The 19,936-nt window shown below is 65.0% G+C and carries 12 protein-coding genes; 2 read left to right on the plus strand and 10 right to left on the minus strand.

The genetic code is table 11. The features are described from left to right. The first annotated feature begins 3 nt into the window (after nt 1–3). On the plus strand, nt 4–1,320 hold the full coding sequence (locus tag FJU31_RS09400) for a sensor histidine kinase (protein ID WP_150454517.1): 1,317 nt from the start codon (nt 4–6) through the stop codon (nt 1,318–1,320). A 234-nt stretch (nt 1,321–1,554) separates the two neighbouring features. On the opposite strand, the gene FJU31_RS09405 is transcribed toward FJU31_RS09400, so the two are convergent. From FJU31_RS09405 to FJU31_RS09450, 10 genes are all read right to left on the minus strand, one after another. Beyond that, nucleotides 1,555–2,283 carry a hypothetical protein gene (locus tag FJU31_RS09405; RefSeq protein WP_150454518.1) on the minus strand — a complete coding sequence of 243 codons (729 nt, stop codon included), beginning with the start codon at nt 2,281–2,283 and terminating at the stop codon, nt 1,555–1,557. Between the two features lie 78 nt (nt 2,284–2,361). After that, nucleotides 2,362–8,235: an ESPR-type extended signal peptide-containing protein gene (locus FJU31_RS09410; protein ID WP_150454519.1), complete on the minus strand. Its 5,874-nt coding sequence runs from the start codon at nt 8,233–8,235 to the stop codon at nt 2,362–2,364. A 68-nt stretch (nt 8,236–8,303) separates the two neighbouring features. After that, nucleotides 8,304–8,999 carry a pilus assembly protein gene (locus tag FJU31_RS09415; protein WP_150454520.1) on the minus strand — a complete coding sequence of 232 codons (696 nt, stop codon included), beginning with the start codon at nt 8,997–8,999 and terminating at the stop codon, nt 8,304–8,306. 18 nt (nt 9,000–9,017) lie between these two features. Next, nucleotides 9,018–10,163: a CfaE/CblD family pilus tip adhesin gene (locus FJU31_RS19465; RefSeq protein ID WP_150454521.1), complete on the minus strand. Its 1,146-nt coding sequence runs from the start codon at nt 10,161–10,163 to the stop codon at nt 9,018–9,020. Next, nucleotides 10,160–12,880 carry a TcfC E-set like domain-containing protein gene (locus FJU31_RS09425; RefSeq protein WP_150454522.1) on the minus strand — a complete coding sequence of 907 codons (2,721 nt, stop codon included), beginning with the start codon at nt 12,878–12,880 and terminating at the stop codon, nt 10,160–10,162. Before FJU31_RS09425 ends, FJU31_RS19465 begins: the two co-directional genes overlap by 4 nt. Before the next feature lie 62 nt (nt 12,881–12,942). After that, complete coding sequence (locus tag FJU31_RS09430; RefSeq protein WP_150454523.1) at nt 12,943–13,452, minus strand: CS1 type fimbrial major subunit; 510 nt, start codon at nt 13,450–13,452, stop codon at nt 12,943–12,945. 830 nt (nt 13,453–14,282) lie between these two features. Beyond that, nucleotides 14,283–15,380 (minus strand): hypothetical protein, encoded by a 1,098-nt coding sequence (locus tag FJU31_RS09435; RefSeq protein WP_150454524.1) that lies wholly within the window; start codon nt 15,378–15,380, stop codon nt 14,283–14,285. Between the two features lie 480 nt (nt 15,381–15,860). After that, nucleotides 15,861–17,138 carry a citrate synthase gene (locus FJU31_RS09440; RefSeq protein WP_150454525.1) on the minus strand — a complete coding sequence of 426 codons (1,278 nt, stop codon included), beginning with the start codon at nt 17,136–17,138 and terminating at the stop codon, nt 15,861–15,863. Nucleotides 17,139–17,434: 296 nt separating this feature from the next. Beyond that, nucleotides 17,435–17,677 (minus strand): type B 50S ribosomal protein L31, encoded by a 243-nt coding sequence (locus FJU31_RS09445; protein ID WP_079223041.1) that lies wholly within the window; start codon nt 17,675–17,677, stop codon nt 17,435–17,437. Between the two features lie 88 nt (nt 17,678–17,765). After that, entirely contained in the window at nt 17,766–18,704 is a 939-nt protein-coding gene (locus FJU31_RS09450) for a nucleoside hydrolase (protein WP_150454526.1), read from the minus strand. Between the two features lie 597 nt (nt 18,705–19,301). Here FJU31_RS09450 and FJU31_RS09455 point away from each other — a divergent pair. Further along, the gene (locus tag FJU31_RS09455; RefSeq protein ID WP_150454527.1) at nt 19,302–19,712 is read left to right on the plus strand and encodes a hypothetical protein; all 411 of its coding nucleotides are present in this window, start codon (nt 19,302–19,304) and stop codon (nt 19,710–19,712) included. The last annotated feature ends 224 nt before the right edge of the window (nt 19,713–19,936 follow it).

Raw genomic sequence — 19,936 nt, forward strand, 5'->3', positions numbered from 1 at the left:
CGCATGAAGGGGCCACTGCCCCTCTATGTCCGCTACTGCGTGACCTTCATCGTGGCGCAGCTGCTGTTGCTGACCGCCGGCACACTGGCGTGGGAACGGCTGCTCGACCCGACGCCGGTATCCACCCTGCACTACCGCGTACAGGGCAGCCACGCGCTGCTGGCCGATCGCCTGCTGCAGGTACCCGACGCGCAGCGGGCCGAGGCCCTGGCGGGGCTGCAGACATTGTTTGCGTATCCCCTGCAGCTGCAGCAGCTGGATGAAGTCGTTGGGCAGCTGCCTGCTGCTGACGCGGACAAGCTGCGGAATGGTCAGATCGTGGTGTCCGCCGACGGTGCCTACAGCCACCAACGGCTCGCAGGAACGAACTCCGTGCTGACGCTGGGGGACTTCAGCAACGTGCCGGAGGACGACGACGATGAGCAGAACCTGCTGGAGGACGGGCTCTACTGGCTGAGCCTGCTGACCACCGTAGCTGCCGCCGTCGCGCTCCCGCTGTACTTTCTCATCCACCGCTTCTGGCATGACGTCAAAGTTCTGCACGACACCGTGCATCACCTGCAGGCCAATGCCTTCAGCCACCCCGTCCCGCCACTGCGCACGCGCCTGCTGCGGCCGTTGGGTCATGCCCTGGATGATCTTTCCCAGCAGCTACAGGTGCTGCTGGATGGGCAGCGCCTGCTGGGCCAGGCCATGGCGCACGAACTGCGCACGCCGCTGGCGCGCATGCGGTTCACGGTGGGGCTGATGGAGGAACAGCAGACGCTGCCGGGCGATGAGGGCACCCTGCTGCACGACCTGCAGACCGACCTGCAGCTGCTGCAGGAACTGACCTCCGCCAGCGTGGAGTATCTGCGCTTCGGGCGCATGCCTCTGGTGGAACGCCGCCCGGTGAACGTACAGACGCTGCTGCAGGATGCGGCAGCGGCCATCTGCCGATCGCCCGGCCCGGTAGTAACCCGCCAGTGCTGCCCGCAGCTGACGGTACATGCCAACGAAGCGGCGCTGGAACTGGCTGTGCGCAATCTGCTGGCCAATGCGGTGCGCCATGCCCGGTCGGCAGTGCGGATGCGCGCGGATGTGCACCAGGGAGGCCTGCGCCTGCGGGTGGAAGACGACGGACCGGGTATTCCCCCCGCTCATCGCCAACAGGTCTTTGCGCCCTACGTGCGCCTGGGCCAGTCCACCGAAGGCTTCGGGTTGGGGCTGGCGATGGTCAAGGCCATTACCCAGCGCCATGGGGGACATGTGGAGATCGGCGACAGCCCGCTGGGCGGCGCAGCCGTGATCCTGTGGCTGCCCGAGGCAACCCCGTGGTAGAGCCGAGCCCACGCTCGGCTGCGCCATGGCCCGGAGCCGAGCATGGGCTCGGCTCTACTCTGCTGCCGCTCCAGATCCCCGCCCAGCTTGGGTACGGGGCCATCGCGCATCCCCAGCACCGGCCGCAGCGCCGCTTCCAGCGCCGCCGTCCGCTCATGCCCATTGTAGAGCCGAGCCCACGCTCGGCTGCGCCATGGCCCGGAGCCGAGCATGGGCTCGGCTCTACATGCACGCTCAGAACATGTACGTCGGGTCCACCGGTCTGTCCAGCAACCGCGACAACCACGGCATCGGCGCACGCCGGGGATACTCGGTCATCATCTTTTCGTGCATCACCTGCACGTCATTCATGGCCATGCCATAGGTCGATACATCATGGAAATTCTCCGACCATGCGCTCTGCAGCCGCTCCAGATCCCCGCCCAGCTTGGGTACGGGGCCATCGCGCATCCCCAGCACTGGCCGCAGCGCCGCTTCCAGCGTCGCCGTGCGCTCATGCGCCCGGCGCAGGCGTGCGACATTCTCACCCACATGCCAGCACAGATAGGGTTTGCACACCCCCGACACCTTGATGTAGTCGGCCACGTCGGCCAGCATGTGCGCCTGCAGCTGCCGGGATTCCTGGGTGAGATAGACCTCGCGCACGCGGATCGACCGCCGCGCGGCGGCACGCACCTGCGCTGCCGTGGTGTACGGCGTACCCCGCGTACCGCCGCCATCCATGGCCACGGCAATGTTGTGCGCCACCTGCTCGGCCATCATCCGCACCTGCACCCTGGCGGTCTCCGGATGCACGCGCGGTACCGGCGGATCGCTGAGCTTCCAGATGATCCAGCCCGAATACAACACGCCCAGAAGCAGCACCGCGTTGATACACGCGCGTCCGCTGATCCCGCGGGTCACATAGTTGTACCGCGCACGCCACACGTAGAAGCGCCGGTAGGTCATGAACCGGCTGAACATGCTGTACACCTCCATCTCCCGTTGAAGTGCCCCGGCGCGGGGGGCCTGGTTCTGCGCGCCACGCCGGGGCTGCACGGCTTACCAGCCGATGCCCACACCCACGCCCATGCTGCGTTCACCGCTGTTGGTGAAGGCACCATTGAGGCTGAAGGTGGCCGAGCCCTTGTCGTTCAACACGCGCTGGTAGCCCACGGCCATGGCCGATTCGCCATCGCTGTAGCCCACGCCCGCGCCCAGGCGGTTGTAGGTGTTCAGACCGGCGGTGTTCATGGCCATCGCACTCTGCGCGCTGGTCATCGCCGCCATGCGGTTGAAGCGCTTGTCCATCTTGTCCAGGCGCGCATCCACCTCGCGGGAGATGCCATCGCTGTACTCGTTGGCACGGGCCAGCATCTTCTCCAGCTCGGCGGTGTCCACCTGCGGCTTGGGTGATTCCGGCTTGGGCGCCTCGGCCTGCGGCTGCGGCGAGGACTTGGGTGCATTGCCGGCATCGGCTACGGACTTGTTGTCACTGCTGGACGGTGGCGTGGGGGCTGAGGGCGTATCGGCCTCGGCAGGCGTGACGGGCACGGTTGAGGGCGTGCCGGCGTCTGCGGCAGCGACCGTCAATGCACGCGACTGCGGCTGGCCATCGATACGCTGTTCCAGCCCGTCCATGCGGCCGTTGAGCTGCTGCTGCATGGAATGCAGCTGGCCACCGTTGACCGCGTCGCGGCTGCCGGCTGCGATGGCGCCGTTGGCCACGTTGGAGAGCACCATGCCGTTGGCACCGGCGAAGGTGAGCTGATTCAGGCCGTCGCTGCGGACGCCGGGGCTGTCCTGGAAGACTGCGCGCAGCTGGGACTCCACGCGGTCGGTGCGGGTGGTGTTGCTGACGACTGCAGAGTCGAGGGACGCCAAAGCATCTCCCACTTTGCTCTGAACTCCGCCCTGCACTCGGTAAGTAGGAGCAACCACATTTCCCTGCGCATCCAGCGTGGAGCCTCCGCCAAAAACCTCCAGCGACTCTTGCAGCTGTCCAGCTGTAGCTGCATCGTAGGAGCGGATACCGTTTGCGACATGCGTCAACCGCCGCCTGTTCGAGTAGTTTCCGATCGAGAACTCGTTGGATCGCATCGATTCAGAGCCCGCCCCAACAGCTACCGAGTTATCCGCACCAGCGAAAACCCAAGCACCATCACCTATGGCTACGCTTCGCGGGCCGTCAGCCCTCGCTCTCGACCCAATTGCCACGCCTCCTTCGTTAAAGCTACTCACCCACGAAGATTGACCAATTGCTACAGAATTCTTGGAATTCGCTTGGGCATAGTGACCAGCAGCCGTGCCGCCTTCGCTGCCTACGCTCGCCGCAGCATACTCACCCACTGCGACAGAATCCTTCCCGACTTTCGCATGAGAGTTCCACTCATTTTTGGAGCTAACAGCTACTACCCGTCCTGATGTCTCAAGATTAGACACACGCTCATTGGTACCAAAGAGCTGCGCTCCCGTCACGACGTCCGAACTCGCGCTCGAAATTCTCCCGTCCGAAACGCCAGTCAGTCGAGCGCCTCCGAAGTGAACATCAGCGAGCACGGAGCCATCCAGCTCGAGGGCACCTAGTGCCGAAATGCTACCTCGACGCTGCATATCGTCAAGATCACTGCGGTTGCGCGCAATCTCCTGCTTCGCCTCAAACAGCTGACTACCGGTCACAGCGTCACGGCTGCCCGCGGCAACGCGGCCATCAGCCAGATTGGTCAGCACCGAGCCGTTGGCGCCTGTCAGCACCAGTTGATTCAGACCATCGGCACGCACCGACAGGCCTTCCTGGAATGCGGAGCGAAGCTTGCCTTCCAGGTTGTCCACGCGGCTGTCTGCCGTGACTACGGCGCTGTCGAGTGCGGCGAGGGCATCGCCGACATTGTTCTGAGTGCCGCCTTGGACGTTGTAGGTTGGAGCAATGATGTTGCCGCTGGAATCCATCCGAGCGCCACCACCAACCGCAGCCAATGCATCAGTCACCTGCCCTACTACCGCTCCGTCATCAGACTGGCCGCCTCTGCCAACATTGACGATCTTCCGCTTAATGGTCCCATTACCTACAGAGACCACATTTTCCTCGGATGCCTCGGAGTGCGTCCCTAGAGCGACGGACCCGACAGCAGAGGCGTCAACTTTTGCATAAGCGCCCAAGGCAACCCCCAATCGGGCCTCTACCCTCGCGGCGGTACCCAATGCAAAGCCAAGCGCTGCAAAGTCACTAACTAGCGAACCACGCCCCAACGCAACGGAGTTCTCTCCAAGCGCACTGGAGAAGCTGCCAATGGCGGTGCCGCCATCAGAGTTCAATGCGGCTTGGGCACCGTTTCCGATTGCAACTCCGTAGTCACCAGCCTCTGCGCGCTCGGCGCCGGCTTCACGCCCGAGAGCCACCAGCCGCCCGTCAGACTCAAGGCTATTCACCCGTTCATTGGTAGAAAACAGCTGCCCACCATTCACCGCATCCGTACTCGTCGCCGAGCTGATGTCACCCGCAGCAACGCCGCGAACCTTACCACCAGCTACATCCACACTCCCGTCGCCAGCAAACTTCACGACGCCATCAAGGTCCGGATCGAAGTCCTCAAACTCCGAACGCAGCGCATCCAGATCACGTCGCGTCTCGGCAATGCGGCCGGACTGCGCGGCCAGGTCGCTGGTGTGGCCCGCCAGCACGCTCTCATTCGCCTGGACCTTCTCGTTGGTCGCGAACAGCTGCTTGCCGGTCACTGCGTCGGTGCTGCTGTCGGTCAGACGTGCATCGTCCACGTTGACGATACGACGCTGCATATCCGTCGCAGCGTTGCCCACCGATACCTCATCGTTGCCGGCGGTCTCGGAGCCTTCACCTAGAGCCACCGAATTCTCGTGCTTTGCCTTGGCATTGCCGCCCAATGCCACCGCGGCCCTGGCCGAAGCGGCTGATGCACTACCCACGGACACCGCATTGTTGCCACTGGCAACGGCGCTGTGGCCCATGGCAAAGGCTGCTATGCCATTGGCCTTGGCCGCCTGGCCCATCGCCATCGCCAGATTGCCCGTGGCGGTGGCGCGATTGCGATCTTCAATCACCGCTGCCGTGGCCACCGCGTTGCCAGTCGCATTGGCTTTGGCCTTCGCCTGGTCAGCCGTCGTCTGCGCGACCGTGGCGCCAGCATGGGCGGCATCAGCGCGCGACTGTGCCGTTGCCAGCCGGTCGTGGGTGGCCTGCAACTGCTTGCCGGTTACCGCCTCGGTGCTGGTCGCATTGATGGCACCGTCGGCGAGGCCGGTCAGGCTGCGCCCGACGCCTGAACTGTTGCTCACGTCCAGGACGTTACCCGAGTTATGCCCACCCAAGCGGAGATTGCCATCAGGTGCTGATTCACTGAGCAGACCACCAAGTGCGTTGGCCTTGCCCAGCGCGTCATCGGCCGTGGCACGTGCCCTGTCGGCGGAGGTTTGCGCCGCCGCTGCCACCGCACGCACAGAGACAATTTCGGCGTTGGTGGTGTGCAGTTGCTTGCCAGTCACCGCTTCGGCACTGGTCGCGTTCACTGCACCATCCTGCAGATTGACGATCTTTCGCTTCAGGTTCAGGCTCGCGTTACCCACCGATACCTGCTCGTTGCCCGTGGTGACCGATTGGCTACCGAGCGCGACGGAGCGGTAGTGACCAGCCCCGGCGCGGTCGCCCAACGCCATGGCGCTTTCTGCCGTTGCTTTGGACAGGTTTCCGAGCGCGGTGGAGTAAGATCCGGAGGCAACGGACTCCCGGCCCAGCGCGGTCGCTTGCCCAGTGGTTGCCTGTGCTCCGTAACCCAGCGCGGTAGACAGCAGACCCGTAGCTTTGGCCTGCGCCCCCACTGCGACAGATTGCTTGCCGACGGCCTGTGCACTGTCACCCGCCGCCGTCGAGGATTCACCACTGCGGGTGCCACTGCCGAGAGCGACACCGGCCTTTCCCGTAGCAACCTTGTTGCCACTGGCATCCACGCCGGCCCGCGCATCGTTGCCGACGGCAAGGGAGCGCTCGTTATAGGCTTTGCTCGCCTGTCCCACAGCGGTGGCCGCATTCGCACCAGCACCCTCCGCTGCGGCAGCCTTGCCGAGTGCAAGTGCTTCCGCCTCCAGCCGGGCAGCAGTCGCCGTCAGCTGGGTGTTTGTCGCGAACAGCTGCTTGCCGGTCACTGCCTCGCTGCTGGCGGCATTCACGGTGCCATCTTCCACATTGACGATCCTGCGCTTCATTGAAGCGCTACCGACGGACACCTGTTTCGCACCCGTGGTGACCGACTTCTCACCCAACGCAACGGAGTTGTCATGTGTGGCTTTGGCGTTACCGCCCAGCGCTACGGCGAAGGAGCCAGTGGCACCGGCCGCGCTACCCATGGCGATCGTATTACCGCCTTCGGCCACGGCGCTGTTGCCCAAGGCAATCGCTGCGACTCCGTTTGCCTTGGCTGATTGGCCGAGCGCCACAGCGAGGTCGCCGGTGGCAGTTGCCTTCCTGGATGCGTCGATTACACTTCCAGTGGCCAACGCGCGCTGAGCTACTTCCATTTTCTGGTTCGTGGCAAACATCTGCTGGCCGGTAACCGCATCGGTACTGGTCGCGCTCAGTGTGCCGTTACGCACACCGTTGATGTAGCGCATCTCTCCACTCTTGTTGGAGACATTCACTACGTTGCCTGTGTTCTCACCACCTACACGGATCTGGTTGCCTGACACTTCGGTCACCAGCCGGGTGTTGATGAGCGCTTGATCGGCCGTGCGCTTTGCCTGTGCGGCATCGTAGATTCCACGCTCTGCCAGCTCGCGCGCATCCCAAAGCTGGCCGCCATTGACCGCTTCGCTGCTGGTAGGACTCACTGCTCCGTCAGCCACAAAAACAATCTTGCGCTTCAGTGAAGCGCTGCCGACCGACACCTGGTTGGCTGAGGTGGTGACTGATTTTGCACCCAATGCAACCGAATCAGCATGCGTTGCATTCGCTCTCTCACCCAGCGCGACCGCGCGCACTGCGGACGTGCCGGATACCCTGGCTTCATATCCAAATGCCATTCCGCTCTCTGCCTCGGACTTTGCACCTGCGCCCACGGCGAACGCCGACCAGCCACTTGCAACTGATTTCTCGCCCACTGCCAGTGACTGCTCACCGCTAGCATGCGCGCTCATTCCCATTGCCAGCGCTTGCTTGCCGGACGCACGTGACGCGGCGCCTATGGCCGTAGCGCCGGTGGCCGTGGCCTTCGCACCCCGCCCTAGTGCCTGCGACTTTTCACCGCTTGCCACGGCCTCGTAGCCCAGCGCAACAGCGTCCTGCTCTGCCCTGGCACGGCCACCAACGGCAATGGCACCGGTCCACCCACTTGAGCCGGCGTAGGCATCCCCACCGATGGCGACGCGGCTTTCGCCAGCGCCTGATGCGGTCTGCGCGCCGCTGCCAAAGGCGATGCTGTTCTCACCGAATGCTTTTGCATGATTGCCGAAGACGCTGGTACCGACGCCATCGCCGAGCGCACGTGCACCAAAGACAGAAGAGTAGCCGTCCGTGGTCTTTGCGCCGTAGCCGAACACTGCTACGTAATTGCCTTTCGCGACCGTATAGTTGCCGAAACTTGTCGAGTATCCACCATCGGTCTGCGCACCAGCCCCCATGGACATGAAGTTGTGGCTCGACAAGCTCGCGTTGGCATACGGCGTGCTGTCGCTCTGGCCAATGAACGGCGTGCATCCTACGAAGCCACTGCCCGTACCCGTCCCACAGCCGACAAAATAGGTTGCCTGGGCTACGGGCGCGAATGCCAAGGCAATCGCGGTGGCGCAGATCGCGCGGGGTGCGCTGAGTCCACGCTGGTCCGCCCGCTTGCCACGAGTACAGCTCAGTTCACTGGCCACCACCCAGCACTGCCGGGCGCTGGACCATAGACGGCGATAGATCTTGTTCATCAGGTGTCTCCTTAACAGGGAATACAGAAGAAACCCGCCCGCACCCTGCGCGTGGCGGGGTGTGGGGATCAGGGGGTAAGGGTCTGCACGTGCTCGCGGTAGCCATCGCGGGTCAGCCGATAGCGCAGCTGAACGCTGTGACCGGGTGCCACGGCAAACGGCAGCTGCAGCGCACTGCCGGGGTACAGGCTGCGGGAGACGTCGTGCGCAGTGCAGCGGTTGCCGACGCAATCGGAAATGCTGGTAATGCCCATACGCAAGGTACCCTCGTTGCGCAGGGTGTCGCCCTGCAGGCGTGGCAACACCGTGCCGTCGGCCGGTAGCACGTTCACCAGCGCGCCCCAGACCAGGTTGACGCCGACCTTGGCTTCCGCGACTTCCTTGGCGTCTGCGGTTGCTTCTTCAGGTCCGCTGACGCCTTCGAAGTACACGCGATACGCCGCTTCCCGTTCCACTGGCTGCAGTGGGATGACCCGTATCAGGCGATTGCCGGCGCCTGACAGTGCGAACTTGGCAGGCGTCACCGCAATGGCTGCGTCGCCAGGCTCCACCTCCACCTCACGCTCATCGAAATCGGCCGGGTTGACGATGCGCCGCAGTGAGGCCTGGATGTACTGCGGCTGGGTGGACTGCGAGTAGACGCGGATCTGCGTGCCCCGCTTGGCATCCACCGAGGTGCGCATGGGATGCACGGTGAGGTTTGCCTGGGCTGGCACCGCCAGCAGCAGGCAGAGGGGCAGCAGACAGAAAGAAAGACGTTTCATGGACACTCCTGGTGGGGATCAGGGCACACCGGTGGGGACGCGCAGTTCGACCTTGAGATCGCCGCGGTAATAGCCCGCCTGTTTCTCGGCAATGGGCACACGCGGCATCTCCAGCCGCAGCGGTGTATCCACGCAGAACACGGGCTGGCTCATGCCCGGCAGCACCACCAGCTTCAACTTGGCGGCATCGATGCCGGTAAGCTGTTCTTCCACCCCATTGCGCATGGGCAGCGGCGCGCCGTTGTAGTCGAGGGTGACGTTGTAATCGAGGCGCTCGCTGTCGCCCGTGCCACCACTGTCGCGATGCCATGCGGAGAAGCCGGTGGGGCCGGGTGTTCGGCTGCCGGAATCGCGGACGGTGACGCCCAGGTAGGGGGCCTGCGAGCCGAGGCCGTCATACAGGCACATATCCACGGTCGTGCCGCCACCCACGGTCTGGTGGATAGGGTCGTAGCGCAGGTTCATCCCGACGTGCGGAGAGATCTCGTCGAAGTGCGGGAAGTAGATGGCTACTGCGTCGCGGTCGGTGATCGTAAAATCAAGATTGAATGTGTATGTAGCTATTGCGGGACCACCAACCAACGCGCTCATTCGCAAAATCAATTGCGCTGTCCAGTGGCCAGCCACTAGCCTCGTGAGTTGCGCACTTGGAAGTAGGAGTCCGGCACCTAAACCTGCGCCCTGATGCCGTCCGCAAACTTCTACATCTGCATTCCACAACGGAATCGTCGCAATGCTAGGCCAGTAGTTTGACCAGCATGACTGCCCGGACGCTGGCCGCTGACCGCTGCCCAGCAGTGCCACCTCGGTTTGCATCCCTGAGCGAGACTCCTTCAAGAGTATGGATATCTCCCCATAGGGACTCGCAAGACCGTGCTGCCCAACCTCAGGGCAGCGTCCGTTGATCGCACTTGTGGAGGACGTGCATGTGACGTGAGCAACGGCGTACGGGTACGGCGCAGATCCGTCATAGGCAAGCACCGTTCGCGGCACCCAAAGCTCCACATCCCCCGGCAACGCCGACCTATCCCAACTCATCACAATGTCCCGATGCTCGCTCACCGGATGCGTCTCCGGCGGCCGCTGCGCAAACGCGCGCGGCGCCATCACCACCAGCGCTGTACTCAACATCACCCACATCAACCCGCGCATCGCGCGCCTCATGGCGTACCTCCTGCCGCAGCGGTCTGCTGCGTGCCTGCAATCAACGCCTGTTCCTGCAGCAGTCGAGTTACCCGCGCCTGCTGGCGAATATCCGGCGGCAGCTGCGCCACTGAGAGCGGCTCGCAGTTCACCGCGCCCACCAGCATCACCACGCTGCGGCGTTCGCGCACCTGCAGCGGGCACTGCAGCAGGCGGTCGTCCTGCAGCAGGTACAAGGTGCGCTCGCGGCGCGGGAAGTCGGCCACGAAGCCGCCATTGCTGCCGGTGCCGGGCACGGGGGCGTTGAGGATGCGGGCGCCGCCCAGCGGCACGCCGGCCACGTCGCGCGCATTGCCGATGAAGGTGTAGGTCACTTCAATCGGTACCGGCATGCGGACCAGGCGACCAGGCGCGAGGAACAGCGGGCGTGCGCCGCCTACGCCGGTCACGCGGATGGCGGCGTCGCTGTTCAGGGCGCTGGCATCCTGCACTTCGGCGCGGTGCGATTGATAGGCCGACAGCGGCATCAGCCGGCGTTCGCCCAGCGCCAAGCGCTGCCTGCGCTGGCCACCCACCTGCAGCTCGGCGGCCACGCCGGTCAGTTCCAGATCGTCGGTGCCATCCACCTGCACCGCCAGGCCGGCCTCGGCACCCAGACCGCCGCCCCAGTAGAAACCACGACGACCCAGCGCCAGGCCGGAGCTGTGGGTGGCGGTGTAGCTCAGTTCGTCGCCACCGCGCTGCTGGTAGTGCGACACGCTGGCGCCGGTGTGGCCGTACTTATTCTGGGTCTGCGCGCTCAGTGATGCGCTGTAGCGGTCATTGTTGTTGCCGCGCAGGTCCACGGTGGCCTCGCGGTACAGTGCATCCACTTCCTGGCGCAGCGTCTGGCTGGCGCCGTAGTTCACATCCGGGCGCGCGTGCTGCGGCTGGCGCACGTCCACGGCGTAGCGGCGCTGCGAGCTGCCGATGTCACGGCGCTGCAGGCGGGTCAGGCTGAGGTTGATGAAAATGCCGCGGTCGCGGCTGTCGCCCGCGCTGCGCTGCGTGGCCTGCTGCCATACGCCCACGCGGGTGGAAACGCTGAACTCCTGCCAGCGCTGCACGCGGCTGTAGCTGGCCTGCCAGGTGCGGGTGAGGTTGGGGTCGCGGCTGTAGCGCGGCTCCCACGGCAGCAGCGGGTCGAGCGCAGCCATCGGGTCATCGGGGTCGGGGGTGAGCACGGTGCCTCGGCTCCAGGTCTGGCGGCGGGTGTAGGCGACGTAGGCGTTGCCACCGCCTAGTGGCAATGACATCGAGGCGCTGAGCGAATCAGCGCAGGCCAGGCGGTCGCGGGCGTCGAATTCAAACTGGCAGGCACGGCCACGCATGCGCTGCTGGTAGACGTTCCAGGACGCCTTGCGGCGGTAGGACAACTGGTGCTGCTGGCCGCTGCTGCCATCGCTGCCGCGCATGCCGCTGAAGCTGGCGCGCACGTCCTGGGTGGCGAACAGGTGGCGCAGGTCCACGCGCAGCTCGCCGTAGCTGAAGCCGCCCAGATCGGCGACGCCTGCGGTAAGCGCCATGTCGCGGCCCATCGGCACGCGCAGGCCGGCCATGGCCGCCATCTCGCCATCGAAGCGCTCGCTGCGGCGCTCGTTGCGGCGGCCGCTCTGCATGAACCACTGCACGCTGCTGTTGGCCCAGTCGCCGCCCTTGTCGAACGGTGCCTCCTCGCTGCGAACGAGCACACCGTCTTCGTAGATGCGCAGGGTGACGGTGTAGTTGCCGAACGGGAAGCGGCGCGTATCCAGATCGTTGATGCCGGCCTGCAGGTAGAAGCTCTGCAACAGGCGCTCTCCATCGAAGGCGTCCACGCGTGCATCGCGGGCCAACAGCACGGTCAGCGGCGTGGACTGCACGGCCGCTTCGGTATCCACATAGGCCTGGGTGGTGCCGATGCGCAGGCCGGCAAAGCGGTCCATCGGCAGCATGCTGAAACTGAAGGTGCCGCCCTGTGGGCTGGACAGGTTGCGGCGGTCCATGCGCCCGGCCTGCAGGTAATGCTGCTGGCCCAGGTCATGGCGGTAGTAGGCGTTGTCGAACTGGAAATCGTGGCGGCGGCGGCCACCGCGGTACTGCTGGCTGTTGAAGGTCCAGTCCACGGCCACGTGGCCACGCTCGAACATTCCCAGCGCGCCCGCGCCCTGCGCGCTCAGCGCCTGGTAGCCGCGGCCACCACTGAGGTTGATGGTCTGCTGGTGCAGGAAGGCATTTTCTGCGTTGCTGCTGATCTGGTGGAAGCGGCTGGCAGCGGGCTCAGCGGTGATCCACTGCTTGGCCACGAACAGACGCACCGCGCCCTCGCCTTCGTCGTACAGTGCACGCACGGCGTTGGGATCCTCTGGTGGATCGAGATAGCCGCAGCCGGCTTCGGCGCCGCCAAAACGGCAAGCCAGGTGGCTGTTGCGCGGCAGCGGCTGAGAAAGCGCTGGCAGCAGTGCGGCCTGCGCCTCGGGTGAAAGATCGAGCGCCTGCATCACGCGCGCGGGATCTTCCAGCTGCACGTGTTCCAGGGTGACGCGCACCGGCGACAGCCCAGCGCTGCGGCCGAACAGACGGATATCGAGTTGTTCGGTCTGGCCTTCGACCAGATCCTCGAAACCGACGGGAACGCCGCGTGCCGCGACCAGCGGCGTGGCCAGCGACAAGGCGAGCGCGACCGCCAGCCGGGTGACGGCGGGTGCGGGAGCTTTCATGGGTGTGGTGCCTGGAGCGGCCGGCCCGGTGGTCGGGCCGGCGCGGGGGTCAACGCTGGGTGTTACGGGGTGCCAGCGGCCTGGACCATGGCGATGCGGACGATGCCTTCGTAGCGGCCTTCTTTATCAATCGCAACGTCGTTGCCCTGTTCAATCTCAAGGTCCATAGGCAGCGATGCGCCAGGCGTGGCGCCATCGAAGATGGCATCGGCATCGAAGGTGATCGCTGTCGTGGCCAGCACCTGCTTGTTCAACGACACCTTCAAAGGCACCGGGGTACCGCCGCCGCCGACCAGTGACAGCGAGGGGCTGAAGCCCAGGCGAACTTCAATATCCTTATCAGTGGCATTGGAGTAAATGCGCACGGTTTCGCTCCACTTTGTCAGCTTGCCGTTGGCCGGGTTGTGACCCAGCTTGACAGAGCTGTCCAACGGCCTGCCGTCAGCCTTGAGCAGTGCGAGCGTGGGGTCAACGTCAGCCCAGACAGCGATTTCGGCTTCGGCGGCGTGTGCGGACAGCGAAGCGGTGGCCAGCGCTGCAGCAAGCGCGGCCTTTTTCAGGAAAGTGTTCATCGGTGTTGTCTCTCTCGGACAATGAAAAGAAGGTGCTCTCCTCCCGGGGGGAGGTGGGAGGAGAGCGTCACCCCACCGGAGGGTGGGTGATGGGGTGACGGAGAGAATGGTAGGAATTGTCTGGCTGCCGAGGCTATTCAACGATTCCTAAATTTGGGCTTGTTAAGAGCGTTTTTTGAAGGCGATCAGAGATTTAAAGATATGCAACTTTTCTCACGCGATAATGCAATTAAATGCATTGCAGAGCGCGCGGTGACAAAGCGACGCTGGTCAATTGCTACGTTCCAAGGTTCGCGGGCGCACCGCACGAGAGCGGCGCCATGCGTGGGCGCTCTTGCAGATGCCCACTGTCCCGAAGCGAAGCGCGTACAGAGCAGCAGTAGAGCCACGCCATGCGTGGATGCTCTTCGCCGATACCATCCGCGCACAGCAATGCCGCCGGGCACGGCCCGGCGCTACCGAGATGCGTACATAACCGCTGTAGAGCCACGCCATGCGTGGATGCTCTTTGCAGGCACCCAACGCGCAAAGCAAAGCCGCCGGGCATGGCCCGGCGCTACCGAAAGGCTTACAGAACCGCAGTGGATGCTTTGCTGCGTGCCTAGAGCGTCTGCAAAGGGCATCCACGCATGGCGTGGCTCTACTGTCGGGCGCCGTGCCCGCCGCAGGACATTCCCGCAAAAACATCAGGCCGCCTTTCGGCGGCCTGATGCTCATTCAACATCGCGCGATCAGAAGAAGATCGCGTACAGGATCAACAGCGGAATCGGCACGCCCAACAGCCAGAGCAGAATCATTTTCATGGCAGGTCTCCTTGCATGGAATGCGGGTTACAGGTCGCGGCGGCGGCCGCCCCAGGTGGCGCTGAGGCTGGCGAAGAACGCACCGATCAGCAGGGTGATGAACAGCCACAGCGCGGCATAAGCCGTGGCCTTGCGCGCATCGTCAGCCGCTTGCTTGGCGGTGTTCTTGGCCTTCTCCAGCGCGGCACGCATGCGGGTCTGCACGTCGGTCACGCGGGCCTGGGCTTCGGCCTGGCTCATGCCGGTCTCGCGGGCGATCAGGCTCGCCAGGTACTGGGTGTCCGCCGGGTCGAGGCCATCACCCTGCAGGCTGTTGATGATGATCCGGTTTACCTCGGCACGCACCTCACGGCGATCGCCCATCGGACCATTGCCCGGCATCGGGCGCGGCGGCGGGGCCATGCGGGCATCACGCGGGCCGGCAGTGGCGGCCACCGGCGGCGGCGGCGGTGCAGCGGGGTCCATCGGCGCATTACCCGGGGCGGCGCCCGGTGCAGGCGGGGCCGGCGGCGCAGCGGCGGCGTCCGGGCCCGGAGCCGTTGCATTACGGAACAGCGAATCCACCCAGTAGTTGAGGTCGCCTTCCGGCGCACCCGCAGCCGCCGCACCGGCGCCGGCTGCGGCAACACCCGCGGTGGACGCTGCAGCACCTGCAGTGGCGCCTGCAACCTTGGCGCCGGCACCCAGCACGCCACCAATGGCCGAGGTCAGCAGACCGGCGGTGAGCAGCGTGGCTACGGCCCACGATACGAAGCCGTGTGCGGTATCGCGGAAGTAGGTCTCGTCACCGTGCAGCTGGGTCCACTTGGTGCGCAGACGGCCAGCGATGTAGCCGCCCAGGCCGGAGGCGGCCAGTGCGGTGAAGGTCAGCCAGGCCACACTGGACCAGCCGAAGGTTTCCTTGCTGACGCCCTCGAAGGACCACGGCGAGACCGAGGACAGGCCGAGGCCGACGCCGAGGATCAGCAGGACGAGGGAAAGTGCGGCAGCGGCGGCGGCACCGGCGAAGATCGCGCCCCAGGAGACAGCGCTTTCGCTGGGCGGTGCCACGATGGGGGCGGTGACGACGGTGGCGACGTCAGGGCCGAGCGGGCCGCGCTCGGGTGGGTCGAATCGGGTACTCATGTGTGGACGCTCCATGACAGTGCTGCGGCTGCAGCTGGCCATGACGAGGCTGCGCGAGCGCTTGTGAAGCTGGTGAGACCTGTAAATCACGCGGTCTTGGCGTTTGTAAGCCGCCGGGCATGGCCCGGCGCTACCAGGCGTGGTGGGTCCGCGCCGTGGGTGGATGGTTTTGCGCGTGCGCCGACATTGTGCGGACCAACGGTCCGCACCTACCAGGGCAGGAGCCGCCGGGCATGGCCCGGCGCTACCAGGCGTGGTTGATGGGCGCAGTGGGTGGAGGGTTTTGCGCGGGCGCCGACGTCGTGCGGACCAACGGTCCGCACCTACCAGGGCAACAGCCGCCGGGCATGGCCCGGCGCTACCGGGGTACGGTGCGGGCGCTGAGATCGTGCGGACCAACGGTCCGCACCTACCAAGTCTGCAACAAAAAAAAACGCCCCGCGGATGCGGGGCGCTCTCAGCACAACCTACCGCCGGCGATCAGCCCTGGTAGTCGCGCACGTCGCTGCCGGTGTAGACCTGGCGCGGACGGCCGATCTTCATTTCCGGGTCGACCTGCTGTTCCAGCCAATGCGACACCCAGCCGGAGGTACGGCCCAGGGCGAACATGACGGTGAACATTTCGGTCGGGATCTGCAGCGCCTTGTAGATGATGCCGCTGTAGAAATCGACGTTCGGGTACAGCTTGCGGGCGACGAAGTACTCGTCCTGCAGCGCGGCCTGTTCCAGCTTCACGGCCACGTCCAGCAGCGGATCCTGCACGCCCAGCTGGTCCAGCACCTTGCTGGTCATCTCACCGATGACCTTGGCGCGCGGGTCGAAGTTCTTGTACACGCGGTGGCCGAAGCCCATCAGGCGGAAGCCGGAGGTCTTGTCCTTGGCCTTGGCCACGGCGGACTCGACGTTGTCGGCGCTGCCGATCTCTTCCAGCATCTTCAGCACGGCTTCGTTGGCACCGCCGTGGGCCGGACCCCACAGCGCGGTGACGCCAGCGGCGACCGACGCGTACGGGTTGGCACCGGTCGAACCGACCAGGCGCACGGTCGAGGTCGAGGCGTTCTGCTCGTGGTCGGCGTGCAGGATGAACAGCAGGTCCAGTGCCTTGACCACGTCCGGGTTCAGATCGTACTGGCCATCGGCCGACTCGAAGGTCTGCTTCAGGAAGCGGCTGACGTAATCCAGCGAGGTGTCCGGCTTGTTGGCCGGCAGGCCCTTGCCGTGGCGGTAGATCAAGGCCGACAGGGTCGGCACCTTGGCGATCAGGCGCACGGCAGCCTGGCGGCGCTGTTCGGCGTCGGACAGGTCCAGCGAGTCGTGGTAGATGGCCGACAGCTGCGCGATGGCCGCGGTCAGGATGGCCATCGGGTGGGCATCCTTGGCGAAGCTGCTGATCAGCGCGTTGATCGACGCATCGACGTTGGCTTCGGCAGTCAGCTCATCGGTGAAGGCCTTCAGCTGCTCGGCGCTCGGGCGCTCGCCGTTGATCAGCAGGTAGGCCACTTCGACGTAGCTGGACTTCTCCGACAGCTGTTCGATGGGGTAGCCGCGGTACAGCAGCACGCCCTTGTCGCCGTCGATGTAGGTGATGGCAGACTTGCAGCTGGCCGTCGCGGTAAAGCCGGAATCGTAGGTGAAGAACCCCGTTTCCTTGGTCAGCTTCGCGATGTCGACGCAGTCGTTGCCGAGGGTGGGTTTGATGACGGGCAGAACGACCGACTTTTCGCCGGCGTTGAGCGTGACCTGATCAAGATCGGACACTGTGTGCGCTCCTTCATGGGAAGGCGCCTGCCCAAGCGCGTTGGTCAGGCACGTGAATGACGTCCTCGGCCTGTGCCGGGGATCTGCCCATTATCGCACAGCAGCATTTGTCGGGTGCTAGACGGAAGTCGTAGACGACAGGCAGGCGCAACCGTGCCGGCAAGCGGCCTTGATGGGCAAAGATGCCATCCCCTGAACGGTCTGTTCCGCCGTTCCAAACGCCCGTTTGGTGGGCGCCGGACAAAAACAAACGGCCGCGCAAAGCGCGGCCGTCGGTTCGAAGCTGGATCGACGGATCAGCGCGCGTAGCGCTTCTGGAACTTGTCGATACGGCCCGAGGTGTCGATCACCTTGTGCTTGCCCGTGTAGAACGGGTGCGAAGCCGAGGAAATTTCGACCTTGACCAGCGGGTACTCGTTACCGTCGGTCCAGGTGGTGGTTTCCTTGGTCGCCATGGTGGAGCGGGTCAGGATCTTGAAATCGGAAGTGACGTCTTCGAAGACGACGTCGCGGTAGTTCGGATGGATATCGGCCTTCATGGGCTCACACCGTAAATGGGCTGGTGGTCAAGAGCGGCATTATAAACACCGGTTGCCGCGCGGGGCAACCGGTGTTTGCGTATCGGGATCAATTCGCGCCCAGCGCCTGCCGGACCAAGGTCTCGAAGCGGGCCTGGTCGTAGGCCATCAGCAGGTCGCAGTTGTCCGGCTGGCCCGTCTGGCGGTTCCAGTCGACGATGGTGGCGCCGCGGCTGAACGTGCCATTCAGTTCCACGTTCAGCGGGCGCGATTCCACCTGCAGCTGGCCTTCCGGGTTCAGCGCCCAGGCCATGGCCACCGCATCGGCGGTGTACCAGCGGCCCCCCTTGGCGTCTTCGGACAGCGCGCGGGTCTTGCGCGAGATCAGCTCGTAGAAGCGCGCGCGCTCGGAATCGGCCTGCAGCCACTGCTCCGCCTGCTCCAGCGGCAGGCCGTGGGCGACCGTGGCCTCCCAGTCGGACACCCGCAGGTGCTTGAACGAGGTGAACACCACATGCGCCGCTTCGGGGTCGAAGGCGATGTTGAATTCGGCGGCCGGGGTGATGTTGCCGTGGCAGGTGACGGCGCCGCCCATCACCACGATCTGCTTGATGCGCTGGGGCAGGGTCGGGTCCAGCTTCAGCGCCAGCGCCAGGTTGGTCAGCGGGCCCAGCATGACCAGCATCAGCTCGCCGGCGTACTGGTGCGACAGGCGCAGGATGGCCAGCGCGGCGTGTTCGGCCTCGGCCTGGCGGCTCGGCGCCGGCAGGTCGACATCGCCATAGCCGTCGCGGCCGTGCACGTGGGCAGCGTCCATCGAGGGGTGGATGAGCGGATCGGGGCTGCCAGCGAACACCGGCACGTCGGTGCGGCCGACGATGTCGCAGAGCTTGAGGGCGTTGCGGACGGTGTACTCGAGGCCGACATTGCCGGCGGCGATGGTCAGGGCGACCACGTCGTGCCGTTCATCGGCGAAGGCCATCAGCAGGGCCAGGGCGTCGTCCACACCGGGGTCGGTGTCGATCAACAGCGGGATCTTGTGGGTCATCGTTGCCGTCTTCAGATCGGCAACGAAGTGTGGACCGGGTTGATGACCGTTGCAAGACCACCCTGCCCCGGGGAGGAATGAAGATGACATTGGTCGGCTGCGGCCTCTGTAGAGTCGAGCCCATGCTCGACTCACGCGCGCAGCGCGAAGGGCAGCCGAGCATGGGCTCGGCTCTACAGGCGGTGCGCGAACGGTCGCCGGGCATGGACCGACCCCAGTCCTCCGACCCAGGATTGACGCAATCAACCACAAACGCGCGCCCACGCCTCGATTGCACGTATTTCGAGATTTCAAACAATCCTCATAGAGGCGCCAACGGTTCACATGGAAATGTTGGGGGGCCATCGACAACGGATGGCACGGGCTTCCAATCCCGTTTGACTGTTGTGTTGTTTACGCTTGCCTGCCGGCGTTGCGCGCGTGTTCGTGCGTGGCGTCCGGCAGGCAATCCGTCCGCGCGCCTTATGGCGGGCGGTGCGTGGGGGCCTCGTGCCCGCCGGCGTTTCAGCAACGGTCACCGGTATTGGAACCACCCACCGCCCGCCACCCTCGCCTACGCGTTGGTGGCTTCCTGCCTTGTGCATGAGGATTGCCGACATGACTGCTTCCCACTATCCCCTGCTGTTCGCCACCTTGGGCGACGCCGCCGCCAGCATCCCCGATGCCTTGGCGCGCACGCTGGAAACCACGCTGTCTGCCACCCAGGCGGCAAACAGCAGCGAGGGCCCCAGCCTGCTGGACTACCTGCGCCGCATCCGCCATGGCGAAGGTGCCGATGGCCAGGCATGGCCGAGCGCACAACATTCGCCGGGCCAATGCATGGCCCGGGCCCGCATCGACCGCGCGGCGGCGGGCCTGACCGTGCTGCTGGAAATGCTGCACGCCAGTGAGCGCCTGCGTGTGGATGGCGAAGAGGTGCAGAACGTCGGCGATGACGTGCGTGACGGCCTGCTGCTGGCCTGCCGCGGGCTGTCCGAATATGTGGGGATGCAGTTGCCTGCGGCGTAGGTCGTTGCCCAGTAGATCTCCGACATGCGTGGATGACGCTTCTGTAGAGTCGAGCCATGCTCGACTCATGCGCGCAGCGCGAAGAGCAGCCGAGCGTGGGCTCGGCTCTTGTGTCTTGGAACGGTGCCCTGATCAGGCACAATTCCCCTGGTGACCCCGGGAGGCTCCGATGACGCTGCCTCGGCTCTTAAGCCTTCGGCTCTTAAGCCTTCGAGCTTGCAAAG

It is taken from the genome of Stenotrophomonas cyclobalanopsidis (genome assembly GCF_008710035.1).
Taxonomy (GTDB): domain Bacteria; phylum Pseudomonadota; class Gammaproteobacteria; order Xanthomonadales; family Xanthomonadaceae; genus Stenotrophomonas; species Stenotrophomonas cyclobalanopsidis.

What these genes read in the sequence shown, in the direction of transcription:
- FJU31_RS09455 (WP_150454527.1), top strand. Translation starts at nt 19,302, where the DNA reads ATGACTGCTTCCCACTATCCCCTGCTGTTCGCCACCTTGGGCGACGCC.
- FJU31_RS09435 (WP_150454524.1), bottom strand. Translation starts at nt 15,380, where the DNA reads ATGAGTACCCGATTCGACCCACCCGAGCGCGGCCCGCTCGGCCCTGAC.
- FJU31_RS19465 (WP_150454521.1), bottom strand. Translation starts at nt 10,163, where the DNA reads ATGAGGCGCGCGATGCGCGGGTTGATGTGGGTGATGTTGAGTACAGCG.
- FJU31_RS09415 (WP_150454520.1), bottom strand. Translation starts at nt 8,999, where the DNA reads ATGAAACGTCTTTCTTTCTGTCTGCTGCCCCTCTGCCTGCTGCTGGCG.
- FJU31_RS09405 (WP_150454518.1), bottom strand. Translation starts at nt 2,283, where the DNA reads ATGTTCAGCCGGTTCATGACCTACCGGCGCTTCTACGTGTGGCGTGCG.
- FJU31_RS09400 (WP_150454517.1), top strand. Translation starts at nt 4, where the DNA reads ATGAAGGGGCCACTGCCCCTCTATGTCCGCTACTGCGTGACCTTCATC.
- FJU31_RS09410 (WP_150454519.1), bottom strand. Translation starts at nt 8,235, where the DNA reads ATGAACAAGATCTATCGCCGTCTATGGTCCAGCGCCCGGCAGTGCTGG.
- FJU31_RS09445 (WP_079223041.1), bottom strand. Translation starts at nt 17,677, where the DNA reads ATGAAGGCCGATATCCATCCGAACTACCGCGACGTCGTCTTCGAAGAC.
- FJU31_RS09450 (WP_150454526.1), bottom strand. Translation starts at nt 18,704, where the DNA reads ATGACCCACAAGATCCCGCTGTTGATCGACACCGACCCCGGTGTGGAC.
- FJU31_RS09430 (WP_150454523.1), bottom strand. Translation starts at nt 13,452, where the DNA reads ATGAACACTTTCCTGAAAAAGGCCGCGCTTGCTGCAGCGCTGGCCACC.
- FJU31_RS09425 (WP_150454522.1), bottom strand. Translation starts at nt 12,880, where the DNA reads ATGAAAGCTCCCGCACCCGCCGTCACCCGGCTGGCGGTCGCGCTCGCC.